This window comes from Pseudomonas sp. SMV71 (genome assembly GCF_052042015.1).
Lineage (GTDB): Bacteria > Pseudomonadota > Gammaproteobacteria > Pseudomonadales > Pseudomonadaceae > Aquipseudomonas.
The window spans coordinates 222,192-235,240 of the sequence record NZ_JBKGGU010000001.1; the positions used below are offsets into that span (position 1 = coordinate 222,192).

General features: G+C 57.1%; 13 protein-coding genes. 5 read left to right on the plus strand and 8 right to left on the minus strand.

Annotation, left to right across the window (positions count from 1 at the left end; all coding sequences use genetic code 11):
* The first annotated feature begins 376 nt into the window (after nt 1-376).
* The 5 genes from ACLEJQ_RS01090 (at nt 377) to ACLEJQ_RS01110 (ending at nt 3,935) form a co-directional block, all read left to right on the plus strand.
* The gene (locus ACLEJQ_RS01090; RefSeq protein WP_437182450.1) at nt 377-574 is read left to right on the plus strand and encodes a TraC family protein; all 198 of its coding nucleotides are present in this window, start codon (nt 377-379) and stop codon (nt 572-574) included.
* The gene (locus ACLEJQ_RS01095) at nt 540-764 is read left to right on the plus strand and encodes a hypothetical protein (protein ID WP_186658394.1); all 225 of its coding nucleotides are present in this window, start codon (nt 540-542) and stop codon (nt 762-764) included. The genes ACLEJQ_RS01090 and ACLEJQ_RS01095 overlap by 35 nt, the downstream gene beginning before the upstream one ends.
* 265 nt (nt 765-1,029) lie before the next feature.
* On the plus strand, nt 1,030-1,818 hold the full coding sequence (gene trbJ / locus ACLEJQ_RS01100) for a P-type conjugative transfer protein TrbJ (RefSeq protein WP_440791373.1): 789 nt from the start codon (nt 1,030-1,032) through the stop codon (nt 1,816-1,818).
* A gap of 192 nt (nt 1,819-2,010) precedes the next feature.
* Nucleotides 2,011-3,618, plus strand: coding sequence for a P-type conjugative transfer protein TrbL (gene trbL, locus ACLEJQ_RS01105; RefSeq protein ID WP_440791375.1), 1,608 nt, complete (start codon nt 2,011-2,013; stop codon nt 3,616-3,618).
* Nucleotides 3,615-3,935: a hypothetical protein gene (locus ACLEJQ_RS01110; RefSeq protein ID WP_196731135.1), complete on the plus strand. Its 321-nt coding sequence runs from the start codon at nt 3,615-3,617 to the stop codon at nt 3,933-3,935. The genes trbL and ACLEJQ_RS01110 overlap by 4 nt, the downstream gene beginning before the upstream one ends.
* A 396-nt stretch (nt 3,936-4,331) precedes the next feature.
* Here ACLEJQ_RS01110 and ACLEJQ_RS01115 read toward each other — a convergent pair whose 3' ends face one another.
* From ACLEJQ_RS01115 to ACLEJQ_RS01150, 8 genes are all read right to left on the minus strand, one after another.
* Nucleotides 4,332-4,925, minus strand: coding sequence for a hypothetical protein (locus ACLEJQ_RS01115; RefSeq protein WP_440791378.1), 594 nt, complete (start codon nt 4,923-4,925; stop codon nt 4,332-4,334).
* 232 nt (nt 4,926-5,157) lie between these two features.
* Nucleotides 5,158-6,036, minus strand: coding sequence for a helicase RepA family protein (locus tag ACLEJQ_RS01120; protein WP_186658365.1), 879 nt, complete (start codon nt 6,034-6,036; stop codon nt 5,158-5,160).
* Nucleotides 6,037-6,039: 3 nt separating this feature from the next.
* The gene (locus tag ACLEJQ_RS01125) at nt 6,040-6,270 is read right to left on the minus strand and encodes a helix-turn-helix transcriptional regulator (RefSeq protein ID WP_073663419.1); all 231 of its coding nucleotides are present in this window, start codon (nt 6,268-6,270) and stop codon (nt 6,040-6,042) included.
* Between the two features lie 304 nt (nt 6,271-6,574).
* Nucleotides 6,575-7,783: a tyrosine-type recombinase/integrase gene (locus tag ACLEJQ_RS01130; protein WP_274412270.1), complete on the minus strand. Its 1,209-nt coding sequence runs from the start codon at nt 7,781-7,783 to the stop codon at nt 6,575-6,577.
* A gap of 306 nt (nt 7,784-8,089) precedes the next feature.
* Entirely contained in the window at nt 8,090-9,667 is a 1,578-nt protein-coding gene (guaA, locus tag ACLEJQ_RS01135) for a glutamine-hydrolyzing GMP synthase (protein ID WP_440791380.1), read from the minus strand.
* A 126-nt stretch (nt 9,668-9,793) separates the two neighbouring features.
* Nucleotides 9,794-11,263 (minus strand): IMP dehydrogenase, encoded by a 1,470-nt coding sequence (gene guaB, locus ACLEJQ_RS01140; protein ID WP_440791382.1) that lies wholly within the window; start codon nt 11,261-11,263, stop codon nt 9,794-9,796.
* 252 nt (nt 11,264-11,515) lie between these two features.
* Nucleotides 11,516-12,064, minus strand: coding sequence for a sugar ABC transporter ATPase (locus tag ACLEJQ_RS01145; RefSeq protein WP_440791384.1), 549 nt, complete (start codon nt 12,062-12,064; stop codon nt 11,516-11,518).
* 69 nt (nt 12,065-12,133) lie between these two features.
* Nucleotides 12,134-12,901, minus strand: a complete 768-nt coding sequence (locus ACLEJQ_RS01150; RefSeq protein ID WP_440791386.1) for a sulfite exporter TauE/SafE family protein — start codon at nt 12,899-12,901, stop codon at nt 12,134-12,136.
* Nucleotides 12,902-13,049 lie beyond the last annotated feature (148 nt).

Genomic DNA, 13,049 nt, shown 5'->3' on the forward strand with positions numbered 1-13,049 from the left:
ATCTTGCCGTCCAGCCAAGTGCAATTCAAGGCTACTTCACACTTTAGCTACGCAACCTTCCTAAACAATTTCCTTAAATTTATCTGATTATCCTAAAGTTGCCTTGAGCTGCATTAACCTCCTCCAGAGTTGCCTTAAATTTCCTTAAATTGCGCTCAAGTGCTTTCGATTTCCTTCAATTGCACTGATTTTATTATCTGAGGGCTCCATAGCGCACGCGTTGCCCTGCGAAAGGAGAATCCCATATGATCATCATTCAGGCACCGCTAGAATTTTATGTACCTCGTCAAAATCAGAGCATTAGACCGACACCAAAAGGAGAGTCCAATTGGCAAGAAAGACCCTTTCAGAACGTAGGAGCGATGCGCTTTCCGAATTGGAAACAGCTAAAGCTCGTCTTGCAAAACTCGACAACGAGACTGCTGACAGAATCGGAAGAATTGCAATAAAATCAGGATTGGTTAATCTTGAACTTACGGATGATCAAGTCCGAAAGGAATTTGACAGAATCGTCGAAAAGATAAGCAAGGGAATTGACCATGAAGACAGCTCATCGCATCAACGAATTAGCTAATCAACTCAACGAGCTGCAAGCTTGTCTAGGCCGGCCCAGCAGGCGCACTAGAGAAAAGATTGTGGCAGCTCAACGCCTTGCGGCCGAGCTGGCTTTTCTAGTTGAAGAATGGCAGCTCGAAACACTGCGTATTCCTGAAGCAGAGCGTGGCATGTATCGCACACCAAACCCCTACTGCGCACTCCACTGACGGCTTGGTTATCACCAAAAAGCCCACTTCGGTGGGTTTTTTTTCTTAAATTTCACACTAAGTCAGACGGCCACATGAACGCCCCACCCCACTGAAATCCTCAATAAAATCAATTTTCTGCGTCCGAAAACCGTTTTGATTTCGGGACACTTCTGGGACTCAATCCATTGATTTGTATGCGGATAGAAACTTATCCGCATATTCATAAACTGACCATATAGGTGAATAATTGAGCGTCGGATGATGGCAAAACGAGGAATTCAAGATGAAACCAGAACCGGGGAAATTATCGGCGTACACCGCCAGAGATCTTAGGCGAAGCGTGAGGCTTATCGTAGCGAGCTTATGCATTGGTTCGAGTCTCTACATAGCACCAAGCCCGGCTTATGCAATCTACTGCTCAAACTGCTCAACGTTTTACCAGCAAATGTTCGAATACGCCGAACAGGTAAACACAGCTTTGAACACTGCTGAGCAACTCCAAACCCAAATCCAGCAGTACCAAAATATGCTCACTCAGGGCTCGGGCTTACCCAACTCTATGTTTGGTAGCATCGCCGCCGACCTGAAAAGCGTGGTGAACATCTATCAGCGTTCACAAGCACTCGGCCGTCATATTCAGAACATGGACGCGCAGTTCAACACAGCCTATCCCGGTTTCGAAGACTATCTAGCTCAAGCTGCTATCTCTGGAGAGGCGCAGACGCGGGATCGTTATGAAAGGTGGTCTGAACAAGGTCGAGACAACGTTAGAAGCGCTTTGGGTGCAGCAAATATAAACACCAGCACTTTTGAATCGGAAGATGCCCAACTCGAACGCATGATGGCTCGTTCACAAAATGCCGCTGGAAGGATGCAGGCGATTCAGGCGGGCAACGAAATCGCATCGCAGAACGTGCAGCAACTGCAAAAGCTGCGCGATCTCGTTGCCACGCAAATCAACATGCAGGGCAACTACCTGGCTCAGGAAGGGGACCGGAAGGCAGCTAGCGAAGCTGCCGAACAGCAGTTTGAAGCGCGCAAAAGCACACGCGGCGGCGTGAAGGGATACTGAAATGACTATTTCAAGATGGCTCATCGTATTGATGTGCGCCGGGTCAGCAATGGCCGGTGCCATTTTCACCGTAGTCGTTCATAGCGACAGCGCATGTACTGCGATGACCGAGCAACAACGGCAACAGCATGACGCTGATGCCTCATTTGATGCGCGCCCGAACACTCGCGGCGGCGTCAAAGGGTACTAGCTATGGATCGTCGCCTATTTTTGTTACTCGCTATGGCGAGCGTGTTTGTTAGTGCGGATGCTATGGCCTCGACTGACCTTGCCCAGGCAGATACATCCGTCCAGGGCCTACTCGACCTCGTTTTGCAACAGTCGCACCAGTGGTCAGGAAAGCTGTATGACTATGCGATCAGACTGTTTTGGCTGCTGGCCTCCATCCAGTTCATTTGGACTTTCATGCCCCTAGTTATGAAGCAGGCTGATTTCGGCGAGATTGTCGGCGAGCTGCTGCGCTTTGTACTGGTAATCGGTTTTTTCCTCGCAGTCATGAAGTACTCGGTGGAATGGTCGACTGCCGTTGTCGACAGCTTCCGAGATGCGGCGGCATCAGCGAGCGGTCTCGGGCGGGCATTAGAACCCGGCGATATGCTGGCAGTTGCGCTGGATTTTGGCCGGACTATGGTAAAGGGCATTTCGGTGTTCTCTCCGGCCAAGGGACTTCTGATCGCCGTGTGCGCGATCCTTGTACTGGCATGTTTCGCCTTCATCGCTGCGTTCATGTTTGTGACGCTCGTGGAGTCTTACGTCATCATCAATGCTTCGGTGCTCTTCCTCGGCTTCGGCGGTTCGCAATGGACGCGAGATTTTGCGATTGCACCTATGCGCTTCACCGTTGCGATTGGTACCAAGCTATTTGTACTCACTCTGATTGTCGGCCTGATCGTACAGTCGGCAAAACAGTGGTTGGCCGCTTACACCAATGACGAAGCGTCATTAATGACTATGGTCGGTTTGGCCTTGGTTTGCTGTTACCTCACTAAAACTATTCCTGACGTAATCGGCGGCATGATTAGCGGCACCTCAATGGGCGGCGGCTCGGCCATAGGCGGGATGGCAGTGGCCGGTGCTGCTGGTGCAGCTGCGGCAATGGCCACGATCGCAACAGCCGGTGCAGCGGCTCCAGCGGCGGCCGGCACGCTCGGTGCAGCCGGGGCGGGTACAGGTGTGGCCGGGGCAAGTGGCAGTCTGGCCAGTGCAATCAACTCCAGCTTTGCCGGCGCCAGCTCGGCCGGGGAAGTGGCGTCTTCCGCAGGGGGCGTGGCCTCATCCGCGAGCGTTGGCACCAGTACAGGCGGCAGCGCTGCCGCCAAAGGGGCTAGCACCGCCGGTTCGCGGGTCGGCGGCGGCACCGCCAATACGGCCCCATCACCATCCCTCTCTCAACCTAGCAGCAGCGTACAGCAGGCCGTCAAACATGCCGGAAAGTCAGCGCAGGGAAATGATGGCAAGGAACAGCCTACGACACCAAAAGGTGGAGCCACCGGCTCCAATAACACGCTTTCGCAAGCGGCTAGTGGTGCAGCAAAAATGCTCGGCGTAATGGCATCAATGTCAGTGCCGGGTATGGAGAACGCGCATGCCTTGCATCCTGGCTCAGGATCTCCAGCACCTCTTCCAGAGGGTAACGGTTCGGTGAGTCCGACTAATGAAGTGGAGTTAGCTGCTAAATCCACACAAGAGGAATCCAATGTCATCCGTCCCGCCTCCGACACCAGCCCTACCCCCGACCGCCTCGCAACGCTCCAGTTGCCCGGCATGACCTCGAACAACCAATCGGAAAACCAACCATGAGAGAAGTCCTTATGTTTGCTGGATTCATAGTACTCGCCTCAACGTTAGCCATAGGCATGTGGGCACTCGGTCGGTGGCTGCGCAGCAAAGGCTATGGGCCGCAGCTCGATAAGCTGGATCGCCAATACACAGCCTTGCAGCTTCGGGTAAGCCCGCTCGCTTTATCGGCTTCCCATCGTATGTTTGCCGGGGCACAGATCATCAATCGTTTACCAATGCTGGGAAGCAAGAGTAGCGCCTGCCTGAACCAGCAAGTATTAGCGGCCATCCAAGCTGCGAAGGAAGCGGCGAAACATGAGAACCGCGAAAAACTGTGACCGATGACCAGTCCCACGCCCCCCGCCCCAGGGCGGGGCTTGCCTTCCAGACGGCGCGCAACTTACTCGTGAAATTTCATCACGGGAGCTTCGCCGTTAGTAATACGCACGGCCTTCGTACACCTACCCCGAAGCTGCAAGATTAGTAATACGCACGGACTTGTCTCAGCCCCCATTGACCAAACATTGCTGCTTGGCCATACGCCGCGGTCTGATCAACTTCTAGCCGTTCAGCAACACTGACCATCACGTAAGCGTCTAGGCACTCCTGTGGCGCCTCGACGGATAATCGCCCTTTCCTTTTGGTGCTAAAACGGCCGTAGGCCGACTGTGCAAGGCCTGACCGCGCCTAAGCGCGGGCTGTGCCGCGCAGGACTGAATATCCTGAATATCCTGTTAACTCCGGGCGGGTGTGGCACGCACCGGGCGGGTGTGAAACGCTTCCGGGCGGATGTGACACGCCATCGGGCGAGTGTGAAACGCTTCATGAGTTGCGAGCACCGCCTTTGTAATACGATCACCATTGAGCACAAGCCCAATTCGTCGTAGATCTTCAGCATCCTCCCTAAGCCTCTTTCGCGCATTGCGCATGTCTTGACTTGAGGCTTGTCCGGCAACCGCCACGATAACGGTGTCTAGATACCAACCGCCCGCTGGAACTACTTTGTGGCTTAAAAGGTGCCGAGCTATCGCTTGACTGATGCCGTGCCGGAGGCGAGCTATTGGGGCCGGGTCGTAATACAGGCTCAGATCATGTTCAAGGAGCATCATCAACGCAATTCCGAGCCGCACCCGCCATAGGTTCCGCTCTCCTCCTGTCAGAGGATCGGGACGTGTCATGGGGGAAGGGATAACGTGATCAATCAACCCGCCGATGATGGGAAAATCAAATTGCGTCGTTTCAATTGTGATCGTTGCAGCGCGAAGCTCGGCCAGCAGCTTTTCGAGCTGTGAGAAGCTGTAGCGGCTATCGGAAAGTGTCTTTCTCACTCGCGCGGGATCTACCAGAAGTTCTACGCCACCATCGGAGACAGGCCGCCGACGTTCTGCGCAGTACAGGACCGCTTCCAATACATCCGCGTGTCTCTGCCCCAGTCGACCTGCTACACGGCAGCGCCCAAATGATGTCTCAGCCCAATCACCTTCGCGCAGACGCGGGCGCTGGCTAGGCTGATAAAGCATCACTCTGGCCTGTGCGATAGTACTGGTGGGGACCACGGAGTTACCACCGCTCATCATCACTTCCGTTTGCGAATTGCAGTGGGCTCCCCTTCCTCACTTCCGCCAGTTCAACCGGCACAAGAACGCCTCCTTCCTGGCGTTGGTACCACTGGTCGAGCGGGGTGGCATCGTAGTTCTGCTTGCTTACACCAAAACGGACAAAAAAACTGCGCCTGTCGTTGCCAATAGGCTGTCGCTCATAGGTGCGGTCACTCAGTCGCTTTGCTTCGTCCTCGGTCATCTTGGCCACGAAGCCGCACCAACGGGCATTGTCGATTAGAGCTGATGCACCACGCGCTGCCTGCTGCTGATCGGTTTGCCCCTCGCGGGCGCTACCCTTACTGACATGATGAAGGTACAACACCGATGCTCCGGTGTTGGCAGCAACGTGCTCAAGCGTAGCGACAAGCCGCGACATGTCACCGTTGCTATTCTCGTCACGGTCGTGAATCCGGCTGAGTGTGTCCAGTACGATCAACCGGGCACCGTCGCAAAACTCGTTGACCCGGGCAAGATGCCGATCATCCATTACGTTCAGCCGCTTACCCATTATTGGCTCAAGGGTAAGGTTCCTCGCGATGGATTCACGTGCCTGCTGATTCAGGTGCCGACCGATGGCATGAATCCGGCGCACGAGTGCGGCTTCTGGGTCTTCTCCTGCGAAGTAGACGACGCGGCCAGTACATGCTGGGGCGAGCCCTACAAGATCCCCGCCTGCAACGCTGCATGCGATGGCCATTGCAGCTTCCAAAGCCCAAAAGCTTTTGCCTGTAGCTCCGGGAGCTACCAAAGCTCCTACTGTACCAGCGAGGAATCCCGGCCAAATGAAGTCTAGAGTGGGAGGCTCACTCTCGAACGCTTCCCGTAAGTCAATTGCCACAATTCAGGCTCCCATTCCTGGCCGCGGAGCCGGGCCACTGCCCTTGCATGCATCAATCCATTCTTCGACCTCGCACAGATCCCACACGACCTTGCGGCTACTGAGCGCAATCCGGCGAGGGAATTTTCCCTGCTTTTCAAAGTTGTAGATCGTGCGCTCGCATAGCGGAATCATTGCCAGCAACTGTTTCTTACTGATCAATACTTTGCTCTCTTTTCTCGATTCTTTTTCCACACCGAATACCTCGTTCCGTCATCACTCGAGGTTCGATTATTGCCCCACATTTCCGGTAATTTCCAGCATGCATTCTCGTTTTTCCCTTACAAATCAATAACTTATACATCCTACAAACGTCTGGTTTCGGGACAGGGACAGTCACGCAATGCCTTGTTTTATCTGCAGTTTTATTAAGGAAATTCGATAGAAAAAAAGTGTCCCTAAAACGCCTATTTCGGGACGAAAAAAAACCCACCGAAGGGGTATGTCGCCACAAACACATGCGAAGTCGTGTGCTCTGTTTGGCCAGTGAGGCTCAGAATCAGTCCGCTACACGAGGTTTCCTAAGCGTCCACTCGTCAATCATGTCCGCCCAATCCTGCAACATCGCACGGCGCTGATCCCGATACTCGGCCTTGTTGTAAACGGCTCGCACACCTTTCTGTTCGTGCGCGAGGCACTTCTCGATCCAGTCGGAGTTGTAGCCCGCCTCATGCAACAGCGTGCTAGCCGTGCGGCGCAGGTCGTGGGGGCCGAATTTACCTAGCGGCACCCCCTCCTTTTGGGCAAGGCGATAGGTGAGTGTCAGTACCTGGTTGATCGTGGCGGCACTCATTGGCAAATCGGAGTCGTAGCGTGACGGCAGGATGTAATCAGAACCTCCGGCCAAAGTTTTCAACGCAATGAAGAAATCCAATGCCTGCCGGGACAGAAACACCAAATGAGGGTTTCGGCGCTTCATCCGCTCTTTGGGGATCGTCCATAGCGCCTCGCTGAAATTGATTTCACTCCACGTCGCATTGGTCAGCTCGCTTTTGCGCACCATCGTCAGCAGCAAGAGTTTGGCTGCGGCACGAACCGACGTCGCTGTTCCGATCCGATCCATGTACTGGTACATCAGCGCAATTTCATCAGGCGTCAGCGCCCGATCACGTGGCTCAAATTTGGCGATGCTGGCAGACCTCACTAGATCCGCTGGGTTTTCAACCTTCTGGCCACGCTCAATGGCCCAGCGATAGACCTGTAGCACGATCTCACGGGAGTGGACAGCAGTTGCAGGCGCCCCCCGCTCCACTATCGCATCAGTCAGCGCCCGCAGATCCTCATGAGTGATTTCAGCGAGCTTCTGATTGCCAAACTTCGGCTTCAATTCGCGCTCATAGACTGACCGCCGCATATCTCGTGTCGAGTCCGCCATCTGATAGCCGCGCAGCCATTTTTCAGCCCAATCATCAAAGGTCTCTGCGCCCTTGGTACGAGCCTTCGCACGCGCCTTTTCCTTAGCAGGGGACTTACCTGCGGCGATCATCTTCTTCGCCTCCCCTAGCCGCTCACGTGCCTCTGCCAGGGTGATCCCGCCCAAGCCATAACGACCGAAAGTGATGGTCTCCTGCCGGCCATTGATGGAGTAGTTGTAGCGGAAGGAGATTGAGCCGGCCGGTGTGACCGCCACGTACAAGCCATCGCGGTCAATCACCTTGTAGAGCTTGTCTTGCGGCTTGAGGTTTCGAAGCTTGGTATCAGTAAGCATGGCTTCCATTTATTCCATGAAAAAATACCATGCTCTGAAAAGCGCGGGAGAATGGGCTTAACCCCAGTAAAACCGGGCCTCTTGGCTATCCCGATACCATGCCCATCCTGAAACAAGGGACATGGTATCAAGCGTCATGCATGGCATCGGATGCAGTTGGTACCCCGTACCATGCCATAAAAAAACCATGCTTGGCGATGCAAAAAGCTGCCTGAACTTGCCAGACCCAAAAAGCTAAAAGCCCGCAATTACGCGGGCTCCAGGGCATTTTTTGCTAGATCGTGCCGGGCAGTGCCGGACGCGGGATCATTCCCACTCAATCGTCGCCGGCGGCTTGCTCGACACGTCATAGGTGACGCGGGAGATGCCGTCGATTTCGTTGATGATCCGCCCGGAGACAGTCTCCAGCAGCTCATACGGCAGGTGTGCCCAGCGAGCGGTCATGAAGTCGATGGTTTCCACCGCACGCAGCGCCACGACCCAGGCGTAACGACGACCATCGCCAACCACGCCAACGGATTTCACCGGCTGGAACACCACAAAGGCCTGGCTGACCTTGTGGTACCAGTCGGCCTTGCGCAGTTCTTCGATGAAGATGTGGTCGGCGCGACGCAGCAGGTCGGCGTATTCCTTCTTCACTTCACCGAGGATCCGCACACCCAGGCCCGGGCCCGGGAAGGGGTGGCGGTAGACCATGTCGTACGGCAGGCCCAGTTCAAGGCCGAGGCGACGCACTTCGTCCTTGAACAATTCGCGCAGCGGCTCGACCAGCTTGAGGTTCATTTCTTCCGGCAGGCCACCGACGTTGTGGTGGGACTTGATCACGTGGGCCTTGCCGCTCTTGGCGCCGGCCGACTCGATCACGTCGGGGTAGATGGTGCCTTGGGCCAGGTACTTGATGTTGTCCAACTTGCAGGATTCGGCATCGAACACGTCGATGAAGGTACGGCCGATGATCTTGCGCTTCTTCTCCGGGTCGGACTCGCCGGCCAGGTTGGCCAGGAACTGCTCTTCGGCGTTGGCGCGGATCACCTTGACGCCCATGTTCTCGGCGAACATGGCCATCACTTGCTCGCCTTCGTGCAGGCGCAGCAGGCCATTGTCGACGAAGACGCAGGTCAGTTGGTCGCCGATGGCCTTGTGCAGCAGCGCGGCAACCACCGAGGAATCGACGCCGCCGGACAGGCCCAGCAGCACGTTGTCGGTGCCGACCTGCGCGCGTACCTGGGCGATGGCGTCTTCCGCGATCTTCGAGGGGGTCCACAGCGCTTCACACTCGCAGATGTCGAGGATGAAACGCGACAGGATCCGGCCGCCCTGCTTGGTGTGAGTCACTTCAGGGTGGAATTGCACGCCATAGTAGCGACGCTCGTCGCTGAACATGCCGGCAATCGGGCAGCTTGGGGTGCTGGCGAGGATGTGGAAGTCTTCCGGCATCTTGGTGACTTTGTCACCGTGGCTCATCCACACGTCCAGGCCGAACAGGCCGTCGGCATCGATATGATCTTCGATGCCGTCCAGCAGGCGGCTCTTGCCGACCACGTCGACGCGGGCATAACCGAACTCACGCAGGTCGGAACCCTCGACCTTGCCGCCCAGTTGCTCGGCCATGGTCTGCATGCCGTAGCAGATACCGAAAACCGGTACGCCCAGGTCGAACACCGCTTGCGGGCAGCGCGGGCTGTTGGCTTCGTGCACGGACTCGGGGCCGCCAGCGAGGATGACGCCCTTGGGCGCGAATTCGCGAATCGCTTCGTCATCCATGTCGAACGGATGCAGTTCGCAATACACGCCGATTTCACGCACGCGGCGGGCGATCAGCTGGGTGTACTGGGAACCGAAGTCGAGGATCAGGATGCGGTGAGCGTGAATGTCGAGGGCCATGACTCATTCTCTGATGCAGCTGCAAGCTTCAAGCCGCAAGCTGCCAGTTGATCGGGGAGAACGCGGTAGTCGCTGCAGCGCAACTACCGCTTGTAGCTTGTAGCTTGTAGCCTGCCGCTGTCGGCATCAGCCGACCCGGTAGTTCGGCGCTTCCTTGGTGATCTGCACATCGTGGACGTGGGACTCGGCCATGCCGGCACCGGTGATGCGTACGAACTCCGGCTGGGTGCGCATCTCTTCGATGTTGGCGCTGCCGGTGTAGCCCATGGAAGAACGCAGGCCGCCCATCAGCTGATGGATGATGGCGGTCAGGGTGCCTTTGTACGGCACGCGACCTTCGATGCCTTCCGGTACCAGCTTCTCGGCGCCCGCAGAGGAGTCCTGGAAGTAACGGTCGGAAGAACCCTGGGCCTGGGACATGGCGCCCAGCGAACCCATGCCGCGGTAAGCCTTGTAGCTACGGCCCTGGAACAGCTCGATCTCACCCGGTGCTTCTTCGGTACCGGCGAACATCGAACCCATCATCACGCTGTAGGCACCGGCAACGATGGCCTTGGACAGATCACCGGAGAAACGGATGCCGCCGTCGGCGATCAACGGGACACCCGTGCCTTCAAGGGCAGCGGCAACGTTGGCGATGGCGCTGATCTGCGGGACGCCGACGCCGGCGACGATGCGAGTGGTGCAGATCGAGCCAGGGCCGATACCGACCTTGACCGCGTCTGCGCCGGCTTCGACCAGGGCCTTCGCGGCAGCGCCGGTGGCGATGTTGCCGCCGATGACCTGCACGTCAGGGAAGTTCTGCTTGACCCAGCGAACACGGTCGATCACGCCTTTGGAATGGCCATGGGCGGTGTCGACGACCACCACGTCCACGCCGGCATTGACCAGGGCGGCGACGCGGTCACCGGTGTCCTTGCCGGTGCCGACCGCAGCGCCGACGCGCAGGCGGCCTTGGTCGTCCTTGCTGGCAAGTGGGTAGGCCTTGGCTTTTTCGATGTCGTTAACGGTCATCATGCCCTTGAGGGCGAACTTGTCGTCGACGATCAGCACGCGCTCGATACGATTCTTGTGCAGCAGCTCGCGGACTTCGTCCTTGCTGGTGCCTTCCTTGACCGTGACCAGGCGCTCCTTGGGCGTCATCACCTGACGGACGGTGGCGTCCAGACGGTTCTCGAAGCGCACGTCGCGGGAAGTGACGATGCCGACCAGGTCGCCATCGTGCAGCACCGGAACGCCCGAGATGTTGTGCATGCGGGTCAGTTCGAACAGATCGCGAACCGTGGCGTCAGCCTCGATGGTGATCGGATCCTTGACCACGCCAGCCTCGAACCGCTTGACCTTGCGCACTTCGGCGGCCTGCTGTTCGATGGTCATGTTCTTGTGGATGATACCGATACCGCCTTCCTGGGCCATGGCAATGGCCAGACGGGCTTCGGTCACGGTGTCCATGGCGGCGGACACCAGCGGAATATTCAGCTCGATGCCACGGGTGAGACGGGTTTTGAGACTGACTTCGTTAGGCAGTACCTCGGAATAACCGGGCACTAGGAGAATGTCGTCGAAGGTCAGGGCTTCTTGGCTGATACGCAGCATCGCGGGGGCTCCCGAGCGGGAAAATGGAAGCGCGCCATTATACTCATGCACCCCGCCTGGCTCAATGTAAAACTCTGTCTAATATTGGCGGGCTGATTGACGGGCAAAACCACCACACTCTTATACAACACAGAACCCCTGTGGCGAGGGAGCTTGCTCCCGCTGGGCTGCGAAGCGGCCCCGGCTTTTGGCGGTTGCTGCGCAACCGAGCGGGAGCAAGCTCCCTCGCCACGGGACTGCATGCCCCCTCACCTACAACTCAACCCTCACCCAACTCACCGGCTGGTCCAGCCAATCGGCGAATTCGTCGAGAAACGTTTGCTTGAACCCCGCCTCGAGCCAGTTGTTGAAGATGAAGCCCAGGTTGGAGAAACCGCACGGCTGCAAGAACAGGAAGCCATTGATGTCGTCTTCATGCCCGCATTCGGGGCAGGTGAAGTTGTCGGTGCGCTCGGGCATCCAGTCTTCCAGGCTTTCGAACAGCGCTTCGCCGACCTCCTTGCGGCACTCGGCGCAGCCGGCTTCTTCGAGGAAGCCCTTGGCCGGGGTATAGATGCAGCGCTTGGTGATGATTTCCAGACCATTGATCGCCTCACCAAATGGCAAGGCTTCAGGATGCAACACCACCTCACGGGCGCCGAGGGCGATGGCGTGGGCCATGCGGTTACCGGTGCGCCCGCAGGTGCTCAGTTGCTCCTCGACGATATTCTTGCGCACCAGCCAACGCACGATCGCCCGGGCCCGGGGCTCGTGGATCGGCAGGGTGGAGATTCTCGGGACGATGATGCTTTGCGAATTCATGGTGTGGCCTGACGGTTGGCGTGGCGATGCAGTGCAAGGCCGGGCAGCTTAATCTCTGGCCCAGTCAGGTCAAGCACTCAGGTAGCGCCCGATCAAGGCGATGCCGCTGGCCAGCACCAGCCAGGTCACCAGGCGCACGAATGCCTCGCGGGACATTTTCATGGTCAGGCGGCGACCAATCCAGAGTCCCAGCGCCATGGCCGGCAACAGGCACAACGCCAATACCAACAAGGGTAGCTCGGCATACACACCGGCGATGACAAACAGGCTCAAGCGCACTACGGTGCTGCAACTGATCAACGCACTTTGAGTGGCGCGGGCCGGTTCCTTGGGCAGTCGGCTGTTCAAGTAGATGGCATATAAGAAGCCCCCACTGCCGAACAACGCGCCGAACATCCCGCCCACCGCACCCATCGGGAAGGCCCACAGCGATGCCAACTGCGTCGGTCGGGTCTTGATCAGCAGGCTATAGATTGCATAGCAGCTGATAAATAGCCCCATCAGCAACAACAGCAGGTCGGATTTGAGGTTGAGTAGGAAAATTACTCCCAGGGTGCAGCCCAGTGCCATACACGGCAGCAAGCGCAGCAACTCGGGCCGGGAAACGTCCCGCCGCGATGGCAGCAGATTGCCGAATGCCGCGACAAAATCCAGCAGCACCAGCAGCGGGACGATCTTCGACAGCGGCATGAACAGCAGCAGAATCGGCGCCGCCACCAGCGCCGTGCCGAAGCCGGCAATACCAAACACAATGTAAGCCAGAGCGATGGCCAGGCCGATCACCAGCCATTCCATGGGCGCAAATGCCCATTGGCCCAACCACGAGAAAAGGTTCATCCGGCACTTCCTTGATGACGAAGCGGCGACTTTAGCCAGACGTTGGGGGCTTATCCAGCATTTGTGCTGGCTGCACCGCCGCTATCGCGAGCAAGCTCGCTCCCACATTTGATCTTCAGTGCGACTTAGATCTCCTGTGGGAGCGAGC

Bases quoted from the DNA above. Each gene is read 5' to 3' on its own strand.
- guaA (WP_440791380.1), bottom strand. From the start codon at position 9,667: ATGGCCCTCGACATTCACGCTCACCGCATCCTGATCCTCGACTTCGGT.
- ACLEJQ_RS01095 (WP_186658394.1), top strand. From the start codon at position 540: ATGAAGACAGCTCATCGCATCAACGAATTAGCTAATCAACTCAACGAG.
- guaB (WP_440791382.1), bottom strand. From the start codon at position 11,263: ATGCTGCGTATCAGCCAAGAAGCCCTGACCTTCGACGACATTCTCCTA.
- trbL (WP_440791375.1), top strand. From the start codon at position 2,011: ATGGATCGTCGCCTATTTTTGTTACTCGCTATGGCGAGCGTGTTTGTT.
- ACLEJQ_RS01150 (WP_440791386.1), bottom strand. From the start codon at position 12,901: ATGAACCTTTTCTCGTGGTTGGGCCAATGGGCATTTGCGCCCATGGAA.
- ACLEJQ_RS01110 (WP_196731135.1), top strand. From the start codon at position 3,615: ATGAGAGAAGTCCTTATGTTTGCTGGATTCATAGTACTCGCCTCAACG.
- ACLEJQ_RS01145 (WP_440791384.1), bottom strand. From the start codon at position 12,064: ATGAATTCGCAAAGCATCATCGTCCCGAGAATCTCCACCCTGCCGATC.
- ACLEJQ_RS01130 (WP_274412270.1), bottom strand. From the start codon at position 7,783: ATGCTTACTGATACCAAGCTTCGAAACCTCAAGCCGCAAGACAAGCTC.
- trbJ (WP_440791373.1), top strand. From the start codon at position 1,030: ATGAAACCAGAACCGGGGAAATTATCGGCGTACACCGCCAGAGATCTT.